Source organism: Pseudogulbenkiania sp. MAI-1 (genome assembly GCF_000527175.1).
Classification (GTDB): Bacteria; Pseudomonadota; Gammaproteobacteria; order Burkholderiales; family Chromobacteriaceae; genus Pseudogulbenkiania.
The window spans coordinates 1,586,309-1,609,118 of record NZ_AZUR01000001.1; the positions used below are offsets into that span (position 1 = coordinate 1,586,309).

The 22,810-nt window shown below is 64.4% G+C and carries 24 protein-coding genes; 9 read left to right on the forward strand and 15 right to left on the reverse strand.

Going from position 1 to position 22,810, the window contains the following annotated elements; genetic code table 11:
- The 8 genes from PSEMAI1_RS0107345 to PSEMAI1_RS0107380 all read right to left on the reverse strand — a co-directional run bounded on the left by PSEMAI1_RS0107345 (position 1) and on the right by PSEMAI1_RS0107380 (position 5,667).
- Positions 1-558, reverse strand: coding sequence for a hypothetical protein (locus PSEMAI1_RS0107345; protein ID WP_024302250.1), 558 nt, complete (start codon positions 556-558; stop codon positions 1-3).
- Entirely contained in the window at positions 555-890 is a 336-nt protein-coding gene (locus PSEMAI1_RS0107350; protein ID WP_024302251.1) for a hypothetical protein, read from the reverse strand. Before PSEMAI1_RS0107350 ends, PSEMAI1_RS0107345 begins: the two co-directional genes overlap by 4 nt.
- A complete protein-coding gene (locus tag PSEMAI1_RS0107355) occupies positions 890-1,207 on the reverse strand; it encodes a hypothetical protein (protein ID WP_024302252.1) in 318 nt (105 codons plus the stop codon). The genes PSEMAI1_RS0107350 and PSEMAI1_RS0107355 overlap by 1 nt, the downstream gene beginning before the upstream one ends.
- Entirely contained in the window at positions 1,204-1,527 is a 324-nt protein-coding gene (locus PSEMAI1_RS0107360) for a hypothetical protein (protein WP_029770543.1), read from the reverse strand. Before PSEMAI1_RS0107360 ends, PSEMAI1_RS0107355 begins: the two co-directional genes overlap by 4 nt.
- Positions 1,527-2,063, reverse strand: a complete 537-nt coding sequence (locus tag PSEMAI1_RS0107365) for a hypothetical protein (RefSeq protein WP_156943100.1) — start codon at positions 2,061-2,063, stop codon at positions 1,527-1,529. The genes PSEMAI1_RS0107360 and PSEMAI1_RS0107365 overlap by 1 nt, the downstream gene beginning before the upstream one ends.
- Positions 2,063-2,833, reverse strand: a complete 771-nt coding sequence (locus PSEMAI1_RS0107370; protein ID WP_024302255.1) for an AAA family ATPase — start codon at positions 2,831-2,833, stop codon at positions 2,063-2,065. Before PSEMAI1_RS0107370 ends, PSEMAI1_RS0107365 begins: the two co-directional genes overlap by 1 nt.
- 224 nt (positions 2,834-3,057) lie before the next feature.
- Complete coding sequence (locus tag PSEMAI1_RS20515; RefSeq protein ID WP_024302256.1) at positions 3,058-5,247, reverse strand: Mu transposase C-terminal domain-containing protein; 2,190 nt, start codon at positions 5,245-5,247, stop codon at positions 3,058-3,060.
- A gap of 213 nt (positions 5,248-5,460) precedes the next feature.
- On the reverse strand, positions 5,461-5,667 hold the full coding sequence (locus tag PSEMAI1_RS0107380) for a DNA-binding protein (protein WP_024302257.1): 207 nt from the start codon (positions 5,665-5,667) through the stop codon (positions 5,461-5,463).
- A gap of 131 nt (positions 5,668-5,798) precedes the next feature.
- Between PSEMAI1_RS0107380 and PSEMAI1_RS0107385 the strand changes: the two genes are divergently transcribed.
- The gene (locus PSEMAI1_RS0107385) at positions 5,799-6,482 is read left to right on the forward strand and encodes a helix-turn-helix transcriptional regulator (RefSeq protein WP_198019589.1); all 684 of its coding nucleotides are present in this window, start codon (positions 5,799-5,801) and stop codon (positions 6,480-6,482) included.
- 742 nt (positions 6,483-7,224) lie between these two features.
- The gene (locus PSEMAI1_RS0107390; RefSeq protein ID WP_156943101.1) at positions 7,225-7,965 is read left to right on the forward strand and encodes an alpha/beta hydrolase; all 741 of its coding nucleotides are present in this window, start codon (positions 7,225-7,227) and stop codon (positions 7,963-7,965) included.
- An 83-nt stretch (positions 7,966-8,048) separates the two neighbouring features.
- Here the strand turns inward: PSEMAI1_RS0107390 and PSEMAI1_RS0107395 are convergent, their stop codons facing one another.
- Together PSEMAI1_RS0107395 and PSEMAI1_RS0107400 are read right to left on the reverse strand one after the other, a co-directional pair.
- Positions 8,049-9,365: an MFS transporter gene (locus PSEMAI1_RS0107395; protein WP_024302260.1), complete on the reverse strand. Its 1,317-nt coding sequence runs from the start codon at positions 9,363-9,365 to the stop codon at positions 8,049-8,051.
- A gap of 115 nt (positions 9,366-9,480) precedes the next feature.
- Positions 9,481-10,650 (reverse strand): M20 aminoacylase family protein, encoded by a 1,170-nt coding sequence (locus tag PSEMAI1_RS0107400; RefSeq protein WP_024302261.1) that lies wholly within the window; start codon positions 10,648-10,650, stop codon positions 9,481-9,483.
- A 122-nt stretch (positions 10,651-10,772) separates the two neighbouring features.
- On the opposite strand from PSEMAI1_RS0107400, the gene PSEMAI1_RS0107405 reads away from it, so the two are divergent.
- Entirely contained in the window at positions 10,773-11,729 is a 957-nt protein-coding gene (locus PSEMAI1_RS0107405) for a LysR family transcriptional regulator (protein ID WP_232219860.1), read from the forward strand.
- A 46-nt stretch (positions 11,730-11,775) separates the two neighbouring features.
- Here PSEMAI1_RS0107405 and PSEMAI1_RS0107410 read toward each other — a convergent pair whose 3' ends face one another.
- Genes PSEMAI1_RS0107410 through PSEMAI1_RS0107420 form a run of 3 tightly spaced genes read right to left on the reverse strand, consistent with a single transcriptional unit; the run spans position 11,776 to position 15,096 of the window.
- A complete protein-coding gene (locus tag PSEMAI1_RS0107410; RefSeq protein WP_024302263.1) occupies positions 11,776-12,765 on the reverse strand; it encodes a GTP-binding protein in 990 nt (329 codons plus the stop codon).
- 50 nt (positions 12,766-12,815) lie between these two features.
- The gene (locus tag PSEMAI1_RS0107415; RefSeq protein ID WP_024302264.1) at positions 12,816-13,019 is read right to left on the reverse strand and encodes a YbdD/YjiX family protein; all 204 of its coding nucleotides are present in this window, start codon (positions 13,017-13,019) and stop codon (positions 12,816-12,818) included.
- A gap of 10 nt (positions 13,020-13,029) precedes the next feature.
- The gene (locus PSEMAI1_RS0107420; protein WP_024302265.1) at positions 13,030-15,096 is read right to left on the reverse strand and encodes a carbon starvation CstA family protein; all 2,067 of its coding nucleotides are present in this window, start codon (positions 15,094-15,096) and stop codon (positions 13,030-13,032) included.
- 270 nt (positions 15,097-15,366) lie between these two features.
- Between PSEMAI1_RS0107420 and PSEMAI1_RS0107425 the strand changes: the two genes are divergently transcribed.
- Positions 15,367-16,716, forward strand: a complete 1,350-nt coding sequence (locus tag PSEMAI1_RS0107425) for a cache domain-containing protein (protein ID WP_024302266.1) — start codon at positions 15,367-15,369, stop codon at positions 16,714-16,716.
- On the forward strand, positions 16,717-17,364 hold the full coding sequence (locus tag PSEMAI1_RS0107430; protein WP_024302267.1) for a response regulator transcription factor: 648 nt from the start codon (positions 16,717-16,719) through the stop codon (positions 17,362-17,364).
- A 21-nt stretch (positions 17,365-17,385) separates the two neighbouring features.
- On the opposite strand, the gene PSEMAI1_RS0107435 is transcribed toward PSEMAI1_RS0107430, so the two are convergent.
- Both PSEMAI1_RS0107435 and tsaD read right to left on the reverse strand, forming a co-directional pair.
- Positions 17,386-19,293 (reverse strand): ATP-binding cassette domain-containing protein, encoded by a 1,908-nt coding sequence (locus PSEMAI1_RS0107435; protein WP_024302268.1) that lies wholly within the window; start codon positions 19,291-19,293, stop codon positions 17,386-17,388.
- 197 nt (positions 19,294-19,490) lie between these two features.
- Positions 19,491-20,516: a tRNA (adenosine(37)-N6)-threonylcarbamoyltransferase complex transferase subunit TsaD gene (gene tsaD / locus PSEMAI1_RS0107440; RefSeq protein ID WP_024302269.1), complete on the reverse strand. Its 1,026-nt coding sequence runs from the start codon at positions 20,514-20,516 to the stop codon at positions 19,491-19,493.
- Between the two features lie 104 nt (positions 20,517-20,620).
- On the opposite strand from tsaD, the gene PSEMAI1_RS0107445 reads away from it, so the two are divergent.
- The 4 genes from PSEMAI1_RS0107445 (at position 20,621) to PSEMAI1_RS0107460 (ending at position 22,795) form a co-directional block, all read left to right on the forward strand.
- Complete coding sequence (locus tag PSEMAI1_RS0107445) at positions 20,621-21,040, forward strand: OsmC family protein (protein WP_024302270.1); 420 nt, start codon at positions 20,621-20,623, stop codon at positions 21,038-21,040.
- Between the two features lie 218 nt (positions 21,041-21,258).
- Positions 21,259-21,669, forward strand: coding sequence for a flagellar basal body rod protein FlgB (flgB, locus tag PSEMAI1_RS0107450; protein WP_024302271.1), 411 nt, complete (start codon positions 21,259-21,261; stop codon positions 21,667-21,669).
- A gap of 2 nt (positions 21,670-21,671) precedes the next feature.
- Entirely contained in the window at positions 21,672-22,082 is a 411-nt protein-coding gene (gene flgC, locus PSEMAI1_RS0107455) for a flagellar basal body rod protein FlgC (protein ID WP_024302272.1), read from the forward strand.
- Between the two features lie 17 nt (positions 22,083-22,099).
- Entirely contained in the window at positions 22,100-22,795 is a 696-nt protein-coding gene (locus tag PSEMAI1_RS0107460) for a flagellar hook assembly protein FlgD (RefSeq protein ID WP_024302273.1), read from the forward strand.
- The last annotated feature ends 15 nt before the right edge of the window (positions 22,796-22,810 follow it).

Consider the following 22,810-nt stretch of genomic DNA (forward strand, 5'->3'; position numbering starts at 1 on the left):
CTAGGTTGATGTCTTGTTCAAGGCGTCGCGCATGGCTTGCAGGCCACGCTGGCGAGCCTCCGTTGTCTGTACGGCGGTACTGGCCACATCGGCGGCGGAAACCGGCCCCGATGTCTTGCGCCAGCCGCTGGGGGCGAAACGGCGCTGGTCTTCGCGGGCGTTTTCCTTCCGGCCTTCCTGCTTGTCACATAGACCCACCAGCACCTCCCACAGGTAGCCGTGGCTTTTCAGGGGGAGGGTCAGCTTGCCGGCGTCGCGGCGGTCCAGCATGTCCTGCAGGGCGGCCGCCATCATCTCGTTGGTGAAGCCCCAGTCCCGGCCGCCTCGGCTGAAGCGGTGGTTCTGCAGGGGCTCCACCAACTCGCCCAGCAGGGTGGCCAGCCGGTCGAACGACAGCTCGCGGGTGGCGGGCCGGAACAGGCCGAGGTACTGGATCAGCCGCTTGCCGAGCGGGGCCGGCAACTGCAGCGCCACCAGCACCGCCTCGCGGGCGCCGTCGTGCGAGAGCAGGGCGTCCAGGCTGGCCACCGCGCCGCAGGCGGGGCATTTCACCTTCATGCCACCCTCCTGCCCAAGTGGTGCAGCGCCTGCGACAGGGCCAGCGCGGCCGCTGTGGTGGAGGGCGTAACCTGGTCGGCCTCGGCCCGGCGTCCTACCTTGCGCGGCACCGCCAGGAATGCGGCCGTTTTGGCATAGACGTTGAAGGCGCCGTGACCGGCACGGGCGGGCGTCACCCGCAGCACCCGGATTTCACCCAGTTGGAGCAGGTAGCCCAGGGCGTGGGCGATCTGCCGGCCGCTCACGCCTTCCAGCCGCTTGCGCAGTGCCGGGGCCGAAAACTCGGCCAGCCCGTCCACCACGTCGCGCACCTGGTCGACAATGCGTCCCATCAGTGCCCCCTTTCCGTCCAGACCACCCGCACGCCGTTGGGCGTCTTGAACTGGCCTTCACGGTAGGGGCCGCCAGTGTGGGGGTCGCGGCCCACGCCGAAGTAGGCTGCCTTGCCTTTGGCCACCAGCTTGGCTAGGCTCGCTTCGCACTGGATCACCACGGTGGGGCTGCTCGGGCAGGCGGCGTTGTGGCGCACCTCGACCAGGGCGTAACCCTTGCTATCCAGCCAATCCAGCGCCTCCATTAGGCGGGTCGCGCCCAGCAGGAAAAACCCGTTCACTTTGACGTTGCTCGGTACGGTGTTAACGGCGGTCATTGCTCTTCCTCCTTGCTCTCGGGACGCTTGGGGCACTGCTGGCAGAAGCTCCAGTGCTTCAGGGCACGCGGGTTGCTGGTGGGCGCGCCACCGCAGGCGCGCTCGGCGCACTGCTGCGACGAAATCTCGTTGCCGGTGAACGGGCAGTCGATACGGCTGTACAGCTCGTAGATGCGCCGTTCCACATGGCGGGTGTCGCCGGGGTACTTGCCGGCGTTCACCAGGGAAATGGTGGTGCGCGAGTAGCCCAGCTCCCCCGCGACTTTGGCGATGCTGCTGCGCTCGATGGCGGCCTTGAGCAGTTCTTGCCAGCTCTTCATCAAGCGGCCTCCTTCTGATGTGCAATGGATACGGTCTTGCGGGTGTTCGGGTCGTAAATCTCGTAGCGGTTGCGGCGCCATACAGGGGCTTCGAAGCCGGTGTTGTTCACCATCGTCCAGCGCTCCTGCATGACCCCGTCAGGGCCGGCACGGCGCGGCATGCGCACCACGTAGCCGGCGCGTTCCAGCGCGTTGACGTAGCCCCGGATCGTGGATTGGGTGCGCTGGCCCTCGCCGGTATCGATGCGGCCCTGGATGTCGGCCACGCTGAACACGCGCAGGTTGCGCATCGAGCGCCATACCTTGGGCTCCAGCGTGCTGCGGCGTACCGGCGCGTTGTCCTTCAGCGCTTTCTGGCCGTGGTAGCCGATGCGGTAGACGCCCGGCGCCTCGCGGATGATCAGCTTTTTCGGCACCATGGTCCGGCAGGCCGAGCGCACCTCATTGAGCGTCAGCCCGGTGGCTTGGGCCAGTTCCTGAATGCTCATGCGGCCCTTGAGTGCCAAGGTCTTGAGCACGGGTGTTCTCAGGTGCATCACAGACCCCCGCTGAACTGGCCGCTACGCGGGGTAGGGGTCTTGGCGGTTTTGCGGCCGCGCCAGTCATGCACCAGCGGCTTGCCGGCGATGTCGGCCAGTCCGATGCTGTCGCGCTGGTTACGCAGGGCCATGCCCTCGACCAGGGCGATGGCGTTCATCACCTCGCGCATGCGACCGCCTGCCTGGCGGTGGATTTCCGTTACCAGATCGTCGGCAATCTTCACCTCGGCCAGTTGCGCGCAGGTCAGGCGCACGTCCTCCAGCGACGCCGGGCCGAACGGCACCACGCGGGCTATGCGTGAGGAAAGCTGGGCGTGGCGTGCCACCTTGGCCTGGATTTGCTCCATGCCCACCAGCACCACGATCATCTCCAGCCGGTCCGAGAAGTCGCGGATTTTTTCCAGCACGGCGGCGCCGTGGGTCAGCGTGTGGTCGGCCTCGTCGATCACCAGCGGCGTCGGCTCGGCGCCCGGATTGATCATGGCGGCGATCAGCCGGTTGAATAGCTTCTCGCCCGAGCCCCGCGTATCCACGCGCAGCTCCTTTGCCAATTCGGTCATGAAATAGTGCGGCGTCCAGTCCTGGTTGGCGCGCAGGTAGATGGAACCGGTCTGCTCGGCCCAGCTGCCCACGGTGTGACTTTTGCCATAGCCGGCCTCGCCGGTGACCAGCAACATGCCGGCCTCGGCCGCGCCACGGGCCTCCACCGCCTTGATGGCGTTCTGGAACGCCAGGTAATTCGTCGTCTTGACAAACTGCTTTCGCATGTCAGAATGACCCCCAATAAAACCGCTGCTCAGGGTTACCCAACTGAGAGTTGAGCAGCGGCGGTTAGATAAGCCGAACCCCTGGCGAACAGCGTTGCAGCGCTGTCTGCCAAAAAAGATTCTCCCGAGGGCCACGTACGTGGCCCTCTCTGTTTTTTCCCCGTCCGGGGTACTCCCTGTGCCGTTTACATGGCCACTCCTTTGCTGTTCCGGTTCATCATCGTTTAACCCGTCTTCCGTTGTTGTTTCAGTACCGCCAGGGCGGTGTGTTCCAGCTCCTGGTTCCAGCCTTGCCCGAAGAAGGCGTAGCGCTCGGCCAAGTCCTCGTAGCCGTCACCGGCCACGTATTCCATCAGCCAGGCTGCGTCGTGTTCCGTCCACTCCCTGGCGTGTTGGATCAGGAACACGTACTGGTCGTGATCGTTGTCGATCAGCACATCTGTGGGCAGGCAGGTCTTGCGGCCCGGCAACAGCGTCGGCACCTCTGCCGCCTGTAGGGCCGGGGCTTCCGGCTCCTCGTTCACCACCTCCAGCATGTCGATCACCCGGCCAGTGGCGGGGATGTCCATCGGCAGCGTCTCGCCCGGCATGAAGCCCAGGGCGCGGCCGGCGGTCAGCTCGGCCTGCACCTCCTCCAACTGGTTCTGCAGCCGGTCGGCACGGCTCTGAGCCCGCTTGCGGGCGGCCTGCTCGACGAAGGAGGTGGGGAAGTAATCCCGCTTGTTGGCCTCGAACAGCGCCGCACAAATCACCCGTCCTTCCATCGTTTTGACGATCACCCGTTTGGCGTCGTAAGGGTCGAAGGCCACCCGCACCCGCTCACCGGTATAGGGCTCCAGCTCCGGTGCAAAGTAGCGATTGCTGAACAGCGACAGCTCGCCGCGCATCGTCACGCGGATTTCCTCCGGCATGAACAACAGGGTGGCCTCGTCCTTGCCCACCGTCACCGCCTCGAAACCGTCCGCCTGCGCCCGTTGCCAAGCTTCCAGCGGGGTCATGTTGCGCGACTTGCCGGTCTGGGCGTCTCTCACCTTGGGCAGGCTGCGGTGAGGGCGGCGGTTGTAGCCATCCACTTCCTCCAGCGCCATCTCCCAAAACTGGTTCCAGCTCGGCAGCAGCTTGGTCATGGCCTCGCCGCGCTTCTTCACCTCCTGCCGGGTGATCTTGTGCACCACCTGGCGCGCCTCGCGGTCCATGTCTGCGCCCATGTAGGTCGGCATGCGCTTGGCCAGGCCGTCCACCCACAGCGTCTTCTGCACCCGCTCAATCACCCCGCGAGCCTGCGAGTTGTAGGCAATCGAGTGCGTCACCGTGATGCCCAGGCGGCCCATGAAGCCGGTGATCTCGTTCTTCATCATGGCGTTCTGGTAGCCCGACCCGTTGTCCACATACACCACCGCCGGGATGCCATGCACCGTCACCCCATGGCGCAAGGCCGACAGCACGCTCATCCAGCCTTCCTTCAGCCCCGCGCTGATGCCTACCACCATGCGCGTCGCCACATCGATCACCGTCGTGATCTCCGGCCGGAATGGCCGGCCGTGGAAGGGGTGTTCCACCTCGGCATCGAAGGTATGGCCGTCGATGCTGTACACGTCGGTGGGCAACAAATTGCTGGTATCGCGTCGCACGAAGGCTTTCATTGCCTTCAGTTCTCGCGGCAGCTTGCGCCCGGTTTCCTTGTCCACCTTGCCTAGCTTGTCCAGGAAGCGGCGTACCTGATGCACCGAGGGCAGGGTGCCCAGCGGGTGCTGCGACAGCCACTCCTGCTTGAACACCTCGTAGGCTGCCGCCACGCTGGGCTTGGCCGGCACCTGGTACGCTGCCAAGAAGGCTTTGGCCCACGCCGGTATCTGCCTGCTAGGTTGAGGCACTTTGGGAATTAAGGTGGAGTTGTCGCCTGTCAGTACCTGCTTGGCTTGCGACAACATGCGCAGCAGCGAGCGGGCCGAAGGCAGCAGATAACCATCCACCTGCAGGCCGGCTTTGCCGCGTGGATCGCGGGCGCACGACAGCAGCTTCATGGTGTGCGTGTCGAGCTGGCCCTTGGCGGCCTGTTCCAGGATCGAGGCGATAGCAGCCTGCTGGGTCAGCCCGGTCATGGCCATGGTGCGCTCGACCAGGGCGGCGACTCCCTTGCGGGCGTCGGCCGTCAGGCGTTGCTTGTCGGTGCTCCACATGTCGGCCTGGTTCTCCGGCCGCAGGGCAGGCATCCGGCTGGCGGTCTGGTAGCCGATGCGGGCCAGTTGTTCCTGGCACCACTTCTGATACGCCGCCTCCGGCAGGCTGGACGCGAGGATGCGGTACTGCTCGCCGCCGTTGGCGTTGACCAGCTTGGTTTGGTATTTGCCATGTTTGCAGTTGTGGCGGATCGTTCGGTCTGCCAGTCCTGTCAGTTCTGCTACCTGTTCCAAAGTCAGCCATTGGTTGTCTGGTGATTGCCAACCTTGCAGACTGCTCTCGGGGCGTTCGGCAGGTTTTTCTTGCCGACCTTCAGTCATGCTCGATGTACCCATTCGCCGTGTATCCTTTGCGTTACCCATTGAAATTCAATGGTCTTACCGTGGTTGGCAAACCCCTGAAGCATTGCCAACCTGATTGCCAACCTTGTCTTTCCGGGTTGGCAATCACTCTTCGACAACACCATCCTTCAAGCCAAGAAGCACTGCCGCTTTGTGAGCTTCCCCATTTCTCCCCTTGCGGCGGCCGCTCAGCACGTCAAGGACTACGCGTGGATCTAGGTCGTGACGACGTGCCCAATCAGAGAGGTTGACGCCTTTTGCCTCCATCTCAGCCTTGATTTCCTTGGCTGTCTTCAGTTGCTTACCGGTCATGGCTTGCTCCTTTTGTGGTAAAAAGTCCTTTTGCGCTTGTGCGCGGATGCGTTTGATTGCGGTTGAATGCGTTCGATTGAGTGCGATATTACACCCGAATGAACAAAAAGTGCAAGATTGAGCGTGTAAAAATGAGTGTATCTGCTAGGCTGGAACAGGTGATTGCCGAAAAAGGTATGTCAATCAAGGCGTTGTCTGATAAGACGGGCATCCCGTATCGTTCAATGCAGAACTATTTTTCGGGTGAGCGGGAGCCGAATTTCGAGAATTTACGGAAGATTGTTGCCACTTTGGGTGTGGATGCGAACTGGTTTCTGTTCGGCGATGACGCTCAAACGGGTGTTGTCACGGCTAAGGAAGAGGTCTGTGACATCAAAGGGCGCCCGGTTGATCTGTCCGAGTACGTGTTCATCCCTCGTTACCGTGTCCAGGCCAGCGCCGGGAATGGTAGGGTGCTGAGCGAAGAGGATTACATGCACTCCATGGCGTTCCGCCGATATTGGGTGTCTAAGTACCTGCACGCCGATCCAGCCAACTTGGCCATCATTAGCGTGGAAGGGGATTCCATGGAGCCCACGCTGAAGGACCACGATGTGATCATGCTGGATACCTCGCGCCGTGATCCCAACGTAGAGGGCATCTATGTGATTCGCCTGGATGACGCGCTGCTGGTCAAGCAGGTACAGCGCATCCCAGGGAAAATAAGGGTGTCCAGTGCCAACCCGGCCTATCCGCCGTTTGAAGTTGACCTATCTAACTCTGCTGAGGACGTGGCCATCATCGGCAAGGTGGTGTGGTTCGGTCGTCAGACCTGATTTTTGCAACGCTTGCCAATAGATGACAAAAAAGCCGCGAATCGTCGCGGCTTTGCTGTTTTTTGTGGTTTCGTTTCGCGTTTTGGCAATTCTTGCAACGCTACCCCTGAAAGCCTTTGTTCATCCCGCTTTGTCCCAGTTTGTCCCGCTTGTTCCCTCTGCTTTCCCTATGCCAATACTCCCATCACCCCACAGTCGTTTTGGCAATATTTTGCAAGCATTTTGACATTGTCATTTTGTGTGGAGGTCCTGACACATGGCATTCATTCCGCACTTGTATCGATCAGGGCTGCGATTAACATTTAGTGTTCCTCGGCCAACCTTTGCAAGACGAGCACATGGTGAAGCGGTATCGCCAAGGCGCGGGGATCGCGGATTGTTTGGTGTGCGCGACATGCGGTGTGTTAGTTGCCATTCATTACCAAGGCGAGGGGCGGAGTTTCACTGTCGTAAACAGCCGGGCTGTCGATGGCGGTGTGCGCTTTGGCGTGAGCATTCCGGTTTCGCCGAAGATACTATCCGCCAGCGAGAAGGTAGAGCGCTGGAAAAGACTCTGGTTTCAACAGGGCAACATCATGACCCCTGCTTGATGTCCTCCGTTATCTGACGGGTGCTGCCGTTGGATTGTTTCCCGAGAGGGGACAATCATTTTCATGAGGACGGGTTTATCCGCCGTGACGGCAGCGCCAGAATCCTGCCATTGACCGCTACCGCGGTCGTGTCCACCCCCAAGGATTCTCCGATGACTGCTTCGTCCACTGCTTCCCCGTTTCCCCGTACCTTCCGTTCCGCGCAATTGTCCGAGCCGCAGCATGATGCCGCTTCTGGCTTGCTCTACCGCACCCTGGACTTACCCGTGACGGAACCGGCTGTCCAGCCGCAGGCTTTGCTGTTGTTGCTGCATGGCGTGGGGGGTAACGAGTTGCAGTTGGCCGGGTTGGGGCCGTTGCTGGATGCGCGGTTGCGTGTGGCGTTGGTGCGGGCGCCACTGGCGTTCGGGCCGAGTCAGTTCGGCTGGTTCCAGGTGAGCTTCGGTCCGCAGGGGCCGTCGATCGACCCGGCGCAGGCCGAGTCGAGTCGGCAGCAGTTGAGTCGGCTGGTCGACAGTCTGCAGGCCGCCAGCGGCATCGCGGCGGGCCGGACTGTGGTGGCTGGGTTCAGCCAAGGCGGCATCATGAGCGCCGGCCTGGTGCTGACCGAGCCGCAGAGGGTGGGCGGTTTCGGTTTGCTGTCCGGGCGCATTCTGCCGGAGATCGCGCCGTTGATCGGCGAGCGGGCGGCGCTGGCGCGTTTGGCCGGCTTTGTCGCGCACGGCGAGGCCGATGACAAGTTGCCGTTTGCCTGGGCCGAGAAGGCGACTGCCTGGTTGGGGGAGCTGGGTGTGCCCCATGAGTTGCACCGCTACCCGGTGGGGCATCAGCTGACAGCAGAGATGGCGCAGGATTTCGCCGCCTGGCTGGCGGCGCATTGGCTGACATCCTGACGGGGCCCTTCCGGGCGTAAAAAAGCCCGCGAGGCCGGGTGGCGTCGCGGGCAGGGGAGGAGATCTGAATGAAGTGTGAGGGATTAGTCCAGTGGACGGCCGGCAGTCTCGCGCACCATGGCCCAGCCGATCAGTGACACCAGGCCGCAGGCGATCACATATAGCGCCGGCGCGTTGGGGTCGTTGGTCAGCTTGATCAGCAAGGTGGCGAAGAACTGTGCGAAGCCACCAAAGATCAGTACGCCGAAGCAGTACACCAGCGACATGCCGGTGGCGCGCACGCGGCGAGGGAACAGTTCCGGCAGGATCACCACCGACGGCACGCTGTTGAAGATCAGCAGCAGCGACAGGCCGGCGACCACCAGCAGCAGCGTGGGCAGCGTCGGGCTGGCGTTGAGCAGCATGAAGGCCGGGTAGATCAGCGCCAGCATCGGCAGGCGCGTCAGCAGGATGGACGGCTTGCGGCCGATGCGGTCGCTGAGCATGCCGGCGAACGGCGCCATGGCCATCGACACCGCGGCGGCGGTCAGACCCGCCAACATGGCGAGCTTCAGCGGCATGTGCAACATGGTGACCGCGTAGTTGGTCATGTAATTGAGGATGATGTAGTTGCCGCCGGTGCCGCCGATCACCAGCAGGATGCCGGCGATCAGCTCTTTGCGATGGGCGCCGAAAACGGTGGCCACGCTGCCCAGGCCTTCTGCTGCGTGCGTGCTATCGGCGGTTTCGTGCAGGTGGCGGCGAATGTACATGCCAACAGGTACGATCAGCATGCCCAGCACGAACGGCACGCGCCAGCCCCAGCTTTCCAGTGCTGCCGGTGTCAGGCCATTGGTCAGCGCCAGGCCGCACAGCGAGCCGAGTAGGATGCTCAGCGCTTGGCTGAACAACTGCCAGCTGCCGTAGTAGCCGCGCGACCGGTCATCGGCGTATTCCAGCAGCAGCGAGGTAGAGGCTCCCAGTTCGCCGCCGATGGCGAAGCCCTGGATCAGCCTGCCCAGCACGATCAGGACCGGTGCCGCCATGCCGATCTGGGCATAGGTGGGGGTGACGACGAAGATGGCCGAGCCGATGGCCATTAGCCACAGCGTTAGCATCATCGCCGGCTTGCGGCCGGCGCGGTCGGCGTAGGCGCCGATGACGATGCCGCCCAGGGGGCGCATGGCGAAGCCGACGCCGAAGGTGGCCAGTGACAACATCAACTGGCCGAAGGCGGTGTCGACCGGAAAGAACAGGCGGCCGATCAGCGTGGCGAAAAAGGTGTAGACGGTGAAATCGAAGAACTCCAAGCCGTTACCCAGGGTGATGGCGGCGATGGAGCGGGCGGTGCTTTCTTTGCGCAGTGGGACGGCGGCAAGGCGCTCGGCCGGACTGGCCTGCGAGGTGAGGCTGGATGGCATGATGGTTTCTCTCTCTCTCTCTTTGTTGACTCTAAATCTCGGTCCGATCGTTTTGTAGTTTTTGTGTGTTGCAGGCCGGGAGGGCGGATCGGACACCTCCCGGCTTCTTGTTTCTTCAACTGAGGAAGCGTTCGGCCAACTTCACCCAGTAGCTCGCACCCAGCGGCAGGCAGGCGTCGTTGAAGTCGTAGCCGGGGTTGTGCACCATGCAGCCGCCTTCGCCGTCCCCGTTGCCGATGATCAGGTAGCAGCCCGGGCACTGTTGCAGCAGGAAGGCGAAGTCCTCGCTGCCGGTGAGTGGGACCATGTGCTCGATCAGTCCGGCCTCCCCCAGCCAGTCGTGTGCGACATCGCGGGCGAGGGCGGTTTCCTCCGGGCTGTTCACCAGCACCGGGTAGCCGCGCCTGTAGTCGACTTCGGCGCGAGCCCCGAAGCTTTCGGCCTGGGCTTGGGCCAGCGTCGTGATGCGCTGTTGCAGCAGATCGCGCACTTCCGGGTGGAGCGAGCGTACCGATAGTCGCATCTCGGCGCTGTCCGGGATCACGTTGGGCGCCTGGCCGGCAAGAATGGCGCCGACGGTGACGATGGCCATCTCCAGCGGCGGCACGTTGCGAGCCACCACGCTTTGCAGTGCCATGGTCAGCGCGGCACACACCACCACCGGGTCGACTGCCTTGTGCGGCATGGCGCCGTGGCCGCCGTTACCGAAGATGCGGATGACGACGGTGTCCGACGAGGCCATGAAGGCACCAGGCAGGAAGCCGAACCGGCCGGTGGGGAAGCCTGGCATGTTGTGCATGGCGAACACCGCATCGCAGGGGAAGCGTTGGAACAGGCCGTCCTCGAGCATCTTCTTAGCGCCGGCCAGACCTTCTTCGGCGGGCTGGAAGATCAGGTTGAGCGTGCCGTTGAAGCATCGCGTGTCGGCCAGGTATCTGGCTGCTGCCAGCAGCGTGGCGGTGTGGCCATCGTGGCCACAGGCGTGCATCTTGCCGTGATGGCGGCTGGCGTAGGGCAGGCCGGTGGCCTCGACAATCGGCAGCGCGTCCATGTCGGCGCGCAGGCCGAGACGCTTGCCGCCGGTGCCGTGGCGCAGCGTGGCGACCACGCCGGTGCCGCCCAGTCCCCGGTGCACCTCGTAGCCCCAGGCAGTGAGGCATTCGGTCACTAAGTCGCTGGTGGCGAACTCTTCGAACCCCAGCTCGGGGTGGGCGTGAATCTGCCGCCGCAGCACGATCATTTCCTGTTCGATAGCGCGGATGCCAGGCAGGACGGGGTCGGTCATGGGTTTCTCCTCAGGCTTGGCCCGCCGGGCGAATGGCGGAGTGAACTGATCTTAGTCAGCGCCTGGCTATCATGGGAGTACCAATTTTGTTATCGTGATAACCTTTGGTTGTCGGTTATGGCATGATGAAACTACATCAATTGCAAGCGTTAGTGGCCATCGCCGAGAGTGGCAGTATCCGTGCCGCGGCACGCCGGCTGGGGTTGTCACAGGCCGCCGTGACCAAGACCGTGCGTGAGTTGGAGGCCGAGCAACACTTGCCGCTGCTGGTGCGCCATGCCAGCGGGGTGTCGTTCACCGAGTACGGCAATGCGCTGCTGGGTCATGCGCGGTTGGTGGTGGGGCAACTGGAACGCGCCGATACCGAGTTGGCCAGGCTGCGTGGCCAGGCAGAAGGGCGGCTCAGTATCGGGGTGACTCCGTTCATCGAGTTGACCTTTCTGCCTGAGGTGGTGCGACGCTTTCGAGAAAAAATGCCCGAGGTCCGGCTGGAGCTGTTCGAGGGTCTGACCGCAGTGGCGCTGCCGCGGCTACGCAATGGCGAGCTTGACTTCGTTGTCGGCCCGATGATCCCCGCGATGCCGGTGCCGGAGTTCGAGTGCGAGGATCTGCTGCTGTTCAACAACGTTGTGATCGCGCGCCAAGGTCATCCGCTGGCGCCGTGTCGCTCGCTGCATGAACTTATGGACGCGGATTGGGTGGTGAATTACGCCCCCAGCGCCTACGACGCCTTCATGCACAACCTGTTCTGGCAGCACGGCGCGGTGATTGACGAGCGGCGACTGGTGCGGGCGCATTCGCTGGCCCTGCTGCTCTCGCTGATCCGGCACGTGGATATGCTGAGTTACTGCCCGGAGCCGCTGATCGTGGCCGAGCCGCTGCGCGACTGGGTGCAGGTGCTGAGGTTGGCCGAAGGCTTCGAGACCGGGCGGCTCGGCGTGATCAGCCGGCGCGACGCCACGCGCAGCTCCGCGGCGCAGTGCTTTGTCGATTGCCTGCTGCAGGAAATCCGCCGGCGCAGCCGTTCAGCCAAGGCGGAAGACCGTCAGTTGTGCGATCTGCTGCAGCTGCTGGTGTGAGCAGGAAGAAGGCCACCGGTAGGTGCCCCCAGCCGGGGAGGCGGCGCTAAGCCAGGCAGGCGGCGAACTCGGCACGGATGGCGTCGGCCGGGAGTTGCTGACCGATCAGCACGATGTCGGAGCGGGGTGTTTCGCCGTCCTGCCACTCCCTACCGTAGTCGAAGCCGGTGATGCGATGCACGCCCTGGAACACCAGTCGGCGCGGCTCGCCGGCGATGGCCAGCACGCCTTTGTAGCGCAGCAGCTGTTCGGCGTGGCGCTCGACCAGCCGGTTCATGAAGGCGCTGATGCGTTGCAGGTCGAGCGGGCCGTCATGGGAGAGATGCAGCGCGGCGATGTCGTCGGCGAACGAGCGTGTGCTGGCCGGACGGAAGCTCAGGCCGCGCTCGCTTGCCGCCGGGCGCAGCAGGTTTTCGTCGAGATGGAAGCCACGCACGCCGAAGGCCACGTCTGGGGTGATGCGGCCCTGCTCCAGCCGGTGTTGTTCAGCCTGGCTGTTGATGGCGGAGAGCCGTGCTCTGAGGCTTTCGAGGCAGGCCTCGTCGACGAGGTCGGTCTTGGAGATCAGCAGGCGGTCGGCGAAGCCGGCTTGTTTGCGTGCGACCAGATGCTCGTCCAGTTGCTGTGCGCCGTGTACGGCGTCGACGACGGTGAGCACGCCGTCGAGGGCGTAGGCTTCGGCCAGGGTTTCGTCGCTGAAGAAGGTCTGGGCGATCGGCGTTGGGTCGGCGAGCCCGGTGGTTTCGATCACCAGCCGGGTGAAGTTCAGCTCGCCGTCGCGGCGGCGCTGGTAGAGCGAGTGCAGGTGACGCGACAGGTCGCCGCGGATGGTACAGCACAGGCAGCCGTTGGTCATTTCCACCAGCTCGTCGCGCTCGCGGATCAGCAGTTCGCTGTCGATGCTGACCGGGCCGAACTCGTTTTCGATCACCACGATGCGCTCGCCGGCCTCGGCGAGCAGGTGGTTGAGCAGGGTGGTCTTGCCGGCGCCGAGAAAGCCGGTGAGCAGGGTGACGGGGATGGGGGTATGGGTCATGGGTATTTCCATGGGAAGAGCGCCATCGTGGTGATGGCGCCCGATAGGAGTCAGCAGCAGCGTCCCACCTTGCCATTCCCCCCGCCGTAGCGGGCGTCCTGGCGTTCCCGGAAAAACTCCTCGTACGTCATCGGCGTCTGGTCCGGGTGGGTGGTGCGCATGTGCTCCACGTAGGTGTCGTAGTCGGGCAGGCCCACCATCAGGCTGGCGGCCTGCCCGAGATACTTACCCAGTTTGCCAAGCTGGTCGAACATGGCGCGTCCGTCAGGCGCGGCCGGCTTCGGCCACCGCCACAGGAGCGGTTTCCTTGGCAGTGGGGTGGGCAGTGCGCCAGGCTTGCAGGCAGGCGCGCAGACCGAAGCCCAGCACGCTCAGCACCACCAGCATGAACAGGATGGCGAGCCCGGCGTCCAGACGGTCGTTGAACACGATCTGGTGCATCTGCTCGATGCTCTTGGCCGGGGCCAGCACCTTGCCTTCGGCGATGGCGTTCTGGTATTTGGCGGCGTGGGCGAGGAAGCCCACTTTCGGGTTGTCGGCAAACACCTTGAGCCAGCCGGCGTACAGGGTGAACGTCAGCAGCACGGCGGCCGGTGCGCCGGTCACCCAGGCGTAGCGTTCGCGCTTGAGCTTGAACAGCACCACGGTGGCGAGAATCAGCGCCACACCTGCCAGCATCTGATTGGAGATGCCGAACAGCGGCCACAGGGTGTTGATGCCGCCCAGCGGGTCGACCACGCCCTGGTACAGGAAGTAGCCCCAGGCCGCCACGCACAGGCCGGTGGCGATCAGGTTGGCCGGCAGCGAGTCGGTCTTCTTGAAGGAAGGTACGAACACGCCCAGCAGGTCTTGCAGCATGAAGCGCCCGGCGCGGGTGCCGGCGTCGACGGCGGTGAGGATGAACAGGGCTTCGAACAGGATGGCGAAGTGGTACCAGAACGCCTTCATGCCATCGCCGCCGATCACGCTGGAGAGAATTTCGGCCATGCCGACGGCCAGCGTCGGGGCGCCGCCGGCGCGCGAGATGATGGTGTTCTCGCCGAGCGTCTTGGCGGTGTGGGTCAGCATTTCCGGGGTGATAACGAAGCCGAACTGCGACACGGCCTGGGCGGCCGATTCGGCGGTCTTGCCGAGCAGCGCGGCCGGGCTGTTCATGGCGAAGTAGATGCCCGGATCGATGCAGGCGGCGGCCACCAGCGCCATGATGGCGACGAACGATTCCATCAGCATGCCGCCGTAGCCGATGAACGGGGCGTGGGTCTCGTTTTCCAGCAGCTTCGGCGTGGTGCCGGAGGAGATCAGCGCGTGGAAGCCCGACACCGCACCGCAGGCGATGGTGATGAACAGGAAGGGGAATACATTGCCCGACCACACCGGGCCGGTGCCGTCGATGAAGCGCGTGACCGACGGCATCTTCAGTTCCGGCATCACGATGACGATGCCGATGGCGAGGCCGACGATGGTGCCGATCTTGAGGAAGGTGGACAGGTAGTCGCGCGGGGCCAAGAGCAGCCACACCGGCAGTACCGAGGCGATGGCGCCGTAGCCGATCAGGATCCAGGTCAGTTCCTTGCCGCTGAAGGTGAACAGGCTGGCGAGCGCCGGGTCGGCTGCGACCTGGCCGCCGCCGACGATGGCCAGCATCAGCAGCACGAAGCCGATCAGCGAGATTTCGCCGACGCGGCCTGGGCGGATGTAGCGGGTGTACACACCCATGAACAGCGCGATCGGGATGGTGGCGCCCACGGTGAAGGTGCCCCACGGGCTGTCGGCCAGGGCCTTGACCACGATCAGCGCCAGCACGGCGAGAATGATCACCATGATCATGAAGGTGCCGAACAGTGCAATCACGCCCGGGATCGGGCCGAGCTCGGACTTGATCAGGTCGCCCAGCGAGCGGCCGTCGCGGCGGGTGGAGATGAACAGCACCATGAAGTCCTGCACCGCACCGGCGAACACCGCGCCGGCCAGGATCCACAGCATGCCGGGCAGATAGCCGAGTTGCGCGGCGAGTACCGGGCCCACCAGCGGGCCGGCGCCGGCGATGGCGGCGAAATGGTGGCCGAACAGGACGTTCTTGTTGGTCGGCACGTAGTCGAGGCCGTCGTTGAGGCGCACCGCCGGGGTGGCGCGGCGCGGGTCGAGCTGCATCACCTTGGTGGCGATGAAGCGGCTGTAGTAGCGGTAGGCGATCAGGTAGACGGAAATCGCGGCGGCGACGATCCACAGTGCGTTGATCGTTTCGCCGCGATGCAGGGCGACGGTGCCGAGCGCAAAAGCGCCGACAAGCGCCACCAGAAACCACCCGAGGTGGCCGGCAAGGCGTTGCATAGTGTCTCTCCAGTGTGACGGCATGGCGTGTGAACATGCCTTCTTGTGTGTGGGGTCCGACACCGTCTGTGCGGGACGGTCGGCGGACCGCTCTACTATTCGCCATGTCGATGCAAAGGAAAATTCGCACTACTACCGCAGCCGATCTACGTAGTACTGCGTAGATGGGGCTGGTATCCCTTGTTTTGACGGTGCATGGCGTAGCAGCGGCGTTACAATGCGTCATCGGCAGCGCGGCGTTTCGGCCGCCTGCATCACGCCATCACCATCATGCAGACCAAACACAAAGTCGTGCTCCTGACCATCCTGCCCTTGCTGCTGGCCATGCTGGCGCTGGGGGGCTTGCTGGTGCATCGCAGCCAGAGCCTGACCGAGCAGCAGAGTCGGCTGATCGAGGAGACCTTGCTCGCCACCAAGCAGGCGGAGCTGCAGCACTACACCCAGCTGGCGATGACGGCGATCGGCCCGCTCTACGCCTCCGGCCGCAACGACGCGGAAGCCAAGGAGCAGGCCAAGGCCATCCTGCGCGGGATCAGCTACGGCGAGGACGGCTATTTCTTCGTCTACGATCTGGCCGGCAACAACCTGGTGCATCCGCGCAAGCCGGGACTGGTGGGCAAAAACCTGTGGAACCTGACCGACCCGCACGGCCGCCACGTGATCCGCTCGCTGCTGACGGCGGCCAGGAGCGGCAGCGGCTTCCAGCGCTACGACTGGGAGAAGCCGTCGTCGCACCAGATGACCGAGAAGCTCGGCTACGTGGTGCTGCTGGAGCGCTGGGGCTGGGTGCTGGGGACCGGGGTCTATATCGATGACATCGAACGCGCCACTGCCCAGCTGCGTAGTCGGGCTTCGGCCAACGTGCACGATACGCTGTGGGGCATCGCCGCCGTGGCCGCCGCCGCGGTATTGCTGGTGTTCGCTGGTGGGGTGGTGCTCAACGTCAGCGAGCACCGCGTGGCCGACGCCAAGCTCAAGGCGCTGGCCCAGCGGCTGGTGAATTCGCAGGAACAGGAGCGGGCGCGGGTGTCGCGCGAGCTGCACGACGGCATCAGTCAGCTCTTGGTGTCGGTCAAGTTCCAGTTCGAGCTGGCCCAGCACAAGCTGGAGGCCGGCGAGCCGGCGCTGGCGGAGGTCGAGAAGGGGTTGGCGGGGCTCGGCGAGGCGTTGAGCGAGGTGCGGCGCATCTCGCACGATCTGCGGCCGTCGGTGCTCGACATGCTGGGACTATCAGCGGCGCTGACCCAGTTGGCGGCCGAATTCGGCCAACGCACCGGCATCCACGTGGCGTTCGCCAACACCCTGGACGACGCCTGCCTCGAGGATCGTCAGGCAGTGGCCTTGTTCCGCATCGCGCAGGAGGCTTTCACCAATGTCGAGCGGCACGCCCAGGCAGGGCGGGTGACGCTGGAGTTATCGCGGGTGCAGTACGGGGTGCGCATGGCGGTGGTGGATGACGGCCGCGGCTTCGACGTGGAGAATGTCGACCGGTCGCAGACCCGCGGCATCGGGCTGCGCAATATCCGCGAGCGTGTCGAGCACCTGGGAGGGCTGTGCCAACTGACCTCCCAGCCGGGGCATACGGTGCTGGAAGTCACATTGCCGGTTTATGGAGTTTGAATGAGTCTGCAAGAAGCGAATACCGAGTCCCGCATCCGTCTCATGCTGGTGGATGATCACCCCCTGGTGCGCGACGGGCTGCGCGCCCGGCTGGGCAGCGTGCCGCGTCTGGACGTGGTGGGGGAGGCCGGCAGCGGGCGCGAGGCGCTGGAGCTGGCCGACACACTGCGGCCCGACCTTATGCTGGTGGACATCGGCATGCGCGACATGAACGGCATCCAGCTCACCGCCGCGCTGCACGAGCGCCATCCCGGCGTAGTGGTGGTGATCCTCAGCATGTACGACAACGCCGAGTACGTTACCAGCGCGATCCGCGCCGGCGCGCGTGGCTACGTGTTGAAGGACGCGCCGTCGCAGGAGATCATCGCCGCCATCGAGGCGGCGGTGGCCGGCGGCAGCTACTACAGCCACGCCGTCGCCCATGCCCTGGTTGAACCGGCTCCGCAGGCCGATCCGTTGACCGAGCGCGAGCGCGAGGTGCTGCTGTTGCTGGCGGCCGGTCAGAGCAACAAGATGGTGGCGGCCAATCTGGCGATCAGCGTGCGTACCGTCGAGGCGCACCGGTTGAACCTGCGCCGCAAGCTCGGGGTGGAGAATGTCGCGGCGCTGGTGAAGTATGCGATGGAGCGCGGCTGGATCAAGGGGTAAATCGCCCGTCAGGGCCGGCCCTTACGCCAGGTTGGCTGTAATCCCCTCCAGCTCGTCCTGCAGCAGCAGCCATTCCTCTTCGACCTCGGCCAGCCGCGCCGATACCTCGCCCTGGCGCTTGATGCTGTCGGCGAGCTTGGCCTTGTTGACGTCCTGGTAGGCCTCTTCCGAGGCGAGGAAGGCGTCCAGTTCGGCTTTCTCGCCGGACAGCTTCTCCAGCTCCTTTTCCAGCTTGGCGAGCTTGCTTTGCAGTGGCTTCTTCAGTGCCGACAGGCGCTGGCGCTGCTCGGCTTCCAGTCGCTTCTGTTCCTTGCGGTTGACGCTCTGCGCATCGCCGGCGGAGGGCTTGGCGCCTTCGGCCAGTTGCTCCAGACGCCACTGGCGGTAGTCTTCCAGATCGCCGTCGAACGGCCGCACCGTGCCGTCGGCCACCAGCCAGAACAGGTCGGTGGTTGATTCCAAGAGCGCGCGGTCGTGCGAGACCACCACCAGCGCGCCGGGGAAGTCCTGCAGCGCCAGCGTCAGGGCGTGGCGCATCTCCAGGTCGAGGTGGTTGGTCGGTTCGTCGAGCAGCAGCAGGTTGGGCTTTTCCCAGACGATCAGCGCCAGCGCCAGGCGCGCCTTCTCGCCGCCGGACATCGGCCCCACCGGGCTGGTGGCGGCGTCTCCGCGGAAGTTGAAGCCACCGAGGAAGGTGCGCAGGTCCTGCTCGCGCGCCTGCGGGGCGAGCCGCGCCAGGTGCTGCAGCGGCGTGTCGTCCATGCGCAGCGTTTCCAGCTGGTGCTGGGCGAAGTAGCCGATCTTCAGCATCTGAGCCCCGATTACCTCGCCTTCCAGCACCTTCAGCTCGCCAGCCAGCAGTTTGACCAGTGTCGATTTGCCGGCGCCGTTGACGCCCAACAGGCCGATGCGGCTGCCGGCCTCGACCGACAGTGAGACGCGTTGCAGGATCGGCGTGGTGCCGTAGCCGATGGCGACCTTGTCAAGTCGAAGCAGCGGGTTGGGCAGGGAGGCCGGCGCTGCGAAGGTGAAGTCGAACGGCGAATCGACGTGGGCCGGGGCGATGCGCTCCAGCTTCTCCAGCGCCTTGACCCGGCTCTGGGCCTGGCGCGCTTTGGTGGCCTTGGCCTTGAAGCGGTTGATGAAGGATTCGAGGTGGGCGATCTGGCGCTGCTGCTTGTCGAATTCGGATTGCTGGCGCGCCAGCTTCTCGGCGCGCATGGTCTCGAACTGGCTGTAGTTGCCGGTGTAGAGCGTGAGCGTCTGGTTGGCCACTTCGACGATCTGGCCGCACACGGCGTCGAGGAAATCGCGGTCGTGCGAGATCACCAGCAGCGTGCTGGGGTAGGCCTTGAGCCAGTCTTCCAGCCACAGCACGGTTTCCAGGTCGAGGTGGTTGGTCGGTTCGTCGAGCAGTAAGAGGTCGGAGCGGCACATCAGCGCCTGCGCCAGGTTGAGGCGCATGCGCCAGCCTCCGGAGAAACTCGCCACTTCGCGCTGCTGGGCTTCCGGGGCGAAGCCGAGGCCGGTCAGCAGCTTGGCGGCGCGTGCTGGGGCGGCGTAGCCGTCGATGTGGTCGAGCTCGCCGTGCAGCTGGCCGATGGCGGCGCCGTCGTTGGCGTGTTCGGCTTCGGCCAGTTTGCGTTGCAGCTGGCGCAGCTCGGCGTCGCCGTCGAGCACATAGTCGAGCGCGGAGCAGGCGAGTGCCGGGGTTTCCTGCGCCACGTGGGCGATGGTCCAGTGCGCCGGCACCGAGGCCTCGCCGCTGTCGGCGTGCAGATGCCCCATCAACAGGGCGAACAGGCTGGATTTGCCGGCGCCGTTGGCGCCGACCACGCCGACCTTGTAGCCGGGGTTGAGGGTGACGCTGGCGTTGATGAGCAGTTCTTTCAGCCCGCGGCGCAGGCTGAGGTTTTGCAGTTGGATCATGAGGTTTCCTGCGCCGCTGACGGCGCGGTTCGAATCATCGTGTGAGCCTGTTCCGGGGCGTAGGATGGGTGGAGCACAGCGCAACCCATCGTCGATGGGTTTCGGCGCCTATTCCTTCACAGCGCTGTGCTACCTTGCTCGGTCAGCGCCTTCACCCATCCTATGCCCGCGAGCGCAGCCGATTTATTTCCAGGTGCTCAGGCAGGTGGCAGGCTACCCAAATCCCACCTCGGCTTCACGCTGTAGCCGCCGGCCGGCTGGGCGTACTTCAGCCGCATGGCGCCGGCGTAGGCGATCATCGCGCCGTTGTCGGTGCACAGCGCCAGCGGCGGGTAGAACACCTCGAAACGGCCCTTGGCGGCCAGTGCATTCAGTGCGGCGCGCAGCTGCTTGTTGGCACCGACGCCGCCGGCCACCACCAGCCGCGCCATGTTGGCCTTCTTCAGTGCCTTCAGCGATTTGCCGACCAGCACCTCGACGATGGCATCCTGGAAGGCGCGGCAGATGTCGTTGCGGGTCTGGGTGTCGATCGGGCCGTGCTCGGTTTCCTGATGGCGCACCAGCGTCAGCACGGCGGTCTTGAGACCGGAGAAGCTCATGTCGAGATCGTCCGACTTCAGCATCGGGCGCGGCAGCGTGAAGCGCTGCGGGTCGCCGCTTTCGGCCAGCCTCGACAGCGTCGGGCCGCCAGGGTAGTCGAGGCCGAGCAGCTTGGCGGTCTTGTCGAAAGCCTCGCCGGCGGCGTCGTCCAGCGTCTCGCCGAGAATCTCGTAATCACCCACGCCGCGCACTGCCATCAGCTGGGTGTGACCGCCGGAGACCAGCAGTGCGACGAAGGGGAAGGCCGGTTTCGGCTCTGCCAGCAGCGGCGAGAGCAGGTGGCCTTCCAGGTGGTGCACGCCAATCACCGGGATGTCGAGGCCGAAGGCCAGCGCGTTGGCGATACTGGCGCCTACCAGGAGCGCGCCGCCCAGGCCCGGGCCCTGGGTGTAGGCAATGGCATCCACATCCTGCAGCGTCTTGCCGGCCTCGGCGAGGCAGGATTCGGTCAGCGGGATGGCGCGGCGGATGTGGTCGCGGCTCGCCAGTTCCGGCACCACGCCGCCGTATTCGGCGTGCATCGCCATCTGCGTGTGCAGCTGATGGGCCAGCAGGCCCTGTTCGGTGTCGTACAGCGCGACGCCGGTTTCGTCGCAGGACGATTCAATACCCAGTACCAGCATGATGAAAGTTATAACGGGAAAATCTTTCCATTTTACCGGCGAATCTTTGTGAGCCCAAATCGGCGATGGTAGCCTTGCAGGCTTGATTGACCAGGAGAACAACAATGAAGGCCAAACTGAGATGGATCGACGGGGTGTGTTTCATGGGCGAGACCGGCAGCGGCCACGCCGTGGTGATGGACGGCGCGCCGGAAGGCGGCGGCCGTAACCTCGGTCCGCGCCCGATGGAGCTGCTGTTGCTGGGCACCGCCGGCTGCACCAGCTACGACGTGCTGAGCATCCTGAAGAAGTCACGCCAGGACGTGCACGACTGCTGGGTCGACATCGAGGCCGAACGCGCCGATACCGACCCCAAGGTGTTCACCCGCATTCATTTCCATTTCGTCGTGGTCGGCCGCGAACTGAAGCCCGACGCTGTCGAGCGCGCCATCAAGCTCTCCGCCGAGAAGTATTGCTCCGCCTCGATCATGCTGGGCAAGACCGCCGACATCACCCACGACTTCGAGCTGCGCGATCCCGCCTGAGCTGCCCCGCCGACCTGCCGCTTTGCCGCTTTGCCGCACGCCACCTCCGGGTGGCGTTTTCGTGTCTGCCGCCGGGGCGGCAATTGTTGCCGCCTTGCCGCCCTGTCCATGTTGCCGCCCCATCGTCCTCTAGGCGGAATCCAGTCATTTCAAGCCCTTATCCGAGGTGATCATGTTGGCATGAAAAATGCTTTTGGGGTGTCATCCAGGAGAAGGTCATGCTCGACAAGATTGCCCACTATTTCGATTTCCAGCAGCAGGCGCTCAATCTGCGCGCCAAGCGCGCCGAGGTGATCGCCAGCAACATTGCCAACGCCGACACGCCCAACTACAAGGCGGTCGATATCGATTTTGCCGCGGCGCTGCAATCGGCCCAGGGCAATCCGTCGCGCCTGGCCATGACCGTGACCGATCCGGCACACATCGCCTCGCAGCCGGCCACGGGCGGCAGCGTGGGCGCCGAACTCAAGTACCGCAGCGCGGTGCAGCGCAGCCTGGACGGCAACACCGTGGACATGGACGTCGAGCGCGCCGCCTTCACCGACAACGCCATGCAGTACCAATCCACGCTGACCTTCCTCAATCGCCGCATCTCCGGCCTGAACGACGCCATCAAGGGAGGCCAGTAAGCATGTCGCTCAACAATGTCTTCACCATTGCCGGCTCGGCGCTGACCGCGCAGTCGATGCGCCTCAACGTGGTGGCGAGCAACATCGCCAACGCCGAGAGCGCCACCAGCTCGACCGGCCAGCCCTACCAGGGCCGCCACGTGGTGTTCTCCGCCATCCCGGTGTCGGCCAGCCAGCCGCAGGTGGCCGGCGTGCGCGTGACTTCGGTGGTGGAGGATACCTCGCCGCCGCGCCTCAAATACGATCCGGGCAACCCGCTGGCCGACCAGCGCGGTTACGTGAACCTGCCCAACGTCGACCCGGTGGAGGAGATGGCCGACATGATTTCCGCCGCGCGCTCCTACCAGACCAACGTCGAATTGATGAACACCGCCAAGAACCTGCTGCAGAAGACCCTGCAGCTAGGCCAATAAGCCAGGAGAGCTGAGACATGGCCAGCAGCAGCGTCACTTCCACCTCCAATAACCCGTACTCCGTCCTGAATACCGGCAGCAGCGCCTCGTCGTCTTCGGCGACTTCGTCGGAAAGCATCCAGAACCGCTTTCTGACGCTCTTGACCACCCAGCTCAAGGCGCAGGACCCGCTGAATCCGATGGAGAACAACGAGATCACCTCGCAGATGGCGCAGATCAGCCAGGTGAGCGGGCTCGAGAATCTCAGCACTATGATTAACTCGCTGCTGCAGAGCCAGTACGGCACCCAGTCGCTGCTGGCGGCATCGCTGGTCGGCAAGACCGCGATGATCGACGGCAATACCCTCACGCTGACGGAAGGCGGGACGGCGCAGGGCGGCGTGATTCTCGACGCCGCGGCCAAGAACCTGGCGATTACCGTCAAGAATTCGAGTGGCGAGGTGATTGATACCCTCACCATGAGCGACGTCAAGGCCGGCCTCACCACGTTCGACTGGGACGGCACCGACAAGGACGGCAACCCGGTCGCCGCAGGCAATTACACCTTCAGTGTGGCGGCGACCAACGTGAGCGGCGGCAAGACCACCACCGTGGCAACCCAGTCGCTCTCCAACCAGCACGTCGATGCCGTGGTCTGGGACAAGGGCAGTCCCTATATCGTGACGCCGCAGGGCGAGCGCGTGGCGATCGCCAACATCGTACAACTGTCTTGATGCTGCAGTACTAAC

Coding starts and splice junctions, on each gene's coding strand:
- PSEMAI1_RS0107430 (WP_024302267.1), top strand. CDS start 16,717: ATGAGTCTGCAAGAAGCGAATACCGAGTCCCGCATCCGTCTCATGCTG.
- flgB (WP_024302271.1), top strand. CDS start 21,259: ATGCTCGACAAGATTGCCCACTATTTCGATTTCCAGCAGCAGGCGCTC.
- PSEMAI1_RS0107445 (WP_024302270.1), top strand. CDS start 20,621: ATGAAGGCCAAACTGAGATGGATCGACGGGGTGTGTTTCATGGGCGAG.
- PSEMAI1_RS0107370 (WP_024302255.1), bottom strand. CDS start 2,833: ATGCGAAAGCAGTTTGTCAAGACGACGAATTACCTGGCGTTCCAGAAC.
- PSEMAI1_RS0107395 (WP_024302260.1), bottom strand. CDS start 9,365: ATGCCATCCAGCCTCACCTCGCAGGCCAGTCCGGCCGAGCGCCTTGCC.
- PSEMAI1_RS0107425 (WP_024302266.1), top strand. CDS start 15,367: ATGCAGACCAAACACAAAGTCGTGCTCCTGACCATCCTGCCCTTGCTG.
- PSEMAI1_RS0107460 (WP_024302273.1), top strand. CDS start 22,100: ATGGCCAGCAGCAGCGTCACTTCCACCTCCAATAACCCGTACTCCGTC.
- PSEMAI1_RS0107435 (WP_024302268.1), bottom strand. CDS start 19,293: ATGATCCAACTGCAAAACCTCAGCCTGCGCCGCGGGCTGAAAGAACTG.
- PSEMAI1_RS0107385 (WP_198019589.1), top strand. CDS start 5,799: ATGAGTGTATCTGCTAGGCTGGAACAGGTGATTGCCGAAAAAGGTATG.
- PSEMAI1_RS0107360 (WP_029770543.1), bottom strand. CDS start 1,527: ATGAAGAGCTGGCAAGAACTGCTCAAGGCCGCCATCGAGCGCAGCAGC.
- PSEMAI1_RS0107405 (WP_232219860.1), top strand. CDS start 10,773: ATGATGAAACTACATCAATTGCAAGCGTTAGTGGCCATCGCCGAGAGT.
- PSEMAI1_RS0107415 (WP_024302264.1), bottom strand. CDS start 13,019: ATGTTCGACCAGCTTGGCAAACTGGGTAAGTATCTCGGGCAGGCCGCC.
- PSEMAI1_RS0107400 (WP_024302261.1), bottom strand. CDS start 10,650: ATGACCGACCCCGTCCTGCCTGGCATCCGCGCTATCGAACAGGAAATG.
- PSEMAI1_RS0107350 (WP_024302251.1), bottom strand. CDS start 890: ATGGGACGCATTGTCGACCAGGTGCGCGACGTGGTGGACGGGCTGGCC.
- PSEMAI1_RS0107365 (WP_156943100.1), bottom strand. CDS start 2,063: ATGCACCTGAGAACACCCGTGCTCAAGACCTTGGCACTCAAGGGCCGC.
- tsaD (WP_024302269.1), bottom strand. CDS start 20,516: ATGCTGGTACTGGGTATTGAATCGTCCTGCGACGAAACCGGCGTCGCG.
- PSEMAI1_RS0107355 (WP_024302252.1), bottom strand. CDS start 1,207: ATGACCGCCGTTAACACCGTACCGAGCAACGTCAAAGTGAACGGGTTT.
- flgC (WP_024302272.1), top strand. CDS start 21,672: ATGTCGCTCAACAATGTCTTCACCATTGCCGGCTCGGCGCTGACCGCG.
- PSEMAI1_RS0107345 (WP_024302250.1), bottom strand. CDS start 558: ATGAAGGTGAAATGCCCCGCCTGCGGCGCGGTGGCCAGCCTGGACGCC.
- PSEMAI1_RS0107380 (WP_024302257.1), bottom strand. CDS start 5,667: ATGACCGGTAAGCAACTGAAGACAGCCAAGGAAATCAAGGCTGAGATG.
- PSEMAI1_RS0107410 (WP_024302263.1), bottom strand. CDS start 12,765: ATGACCCATACCCCCATCCCCGTCACCCTGCTCACCGGCTTTCTCGGC.
- PSEMAI1_RS0107390 (WP_156943101.1), top strand. CDS start 7,225: ATGACTGCTTCGTCCACTGCTTCCCCGTTTCCCCGTACCTTCCGTTCC.
- PSEMAI1_RS0107420 (WP_024302265.1), bottom strand. CDS start 15,096: ATGCAACGCCTTGCCGGCCACCTCGGGTGGTTTCTGGTGGCGCTTGTC.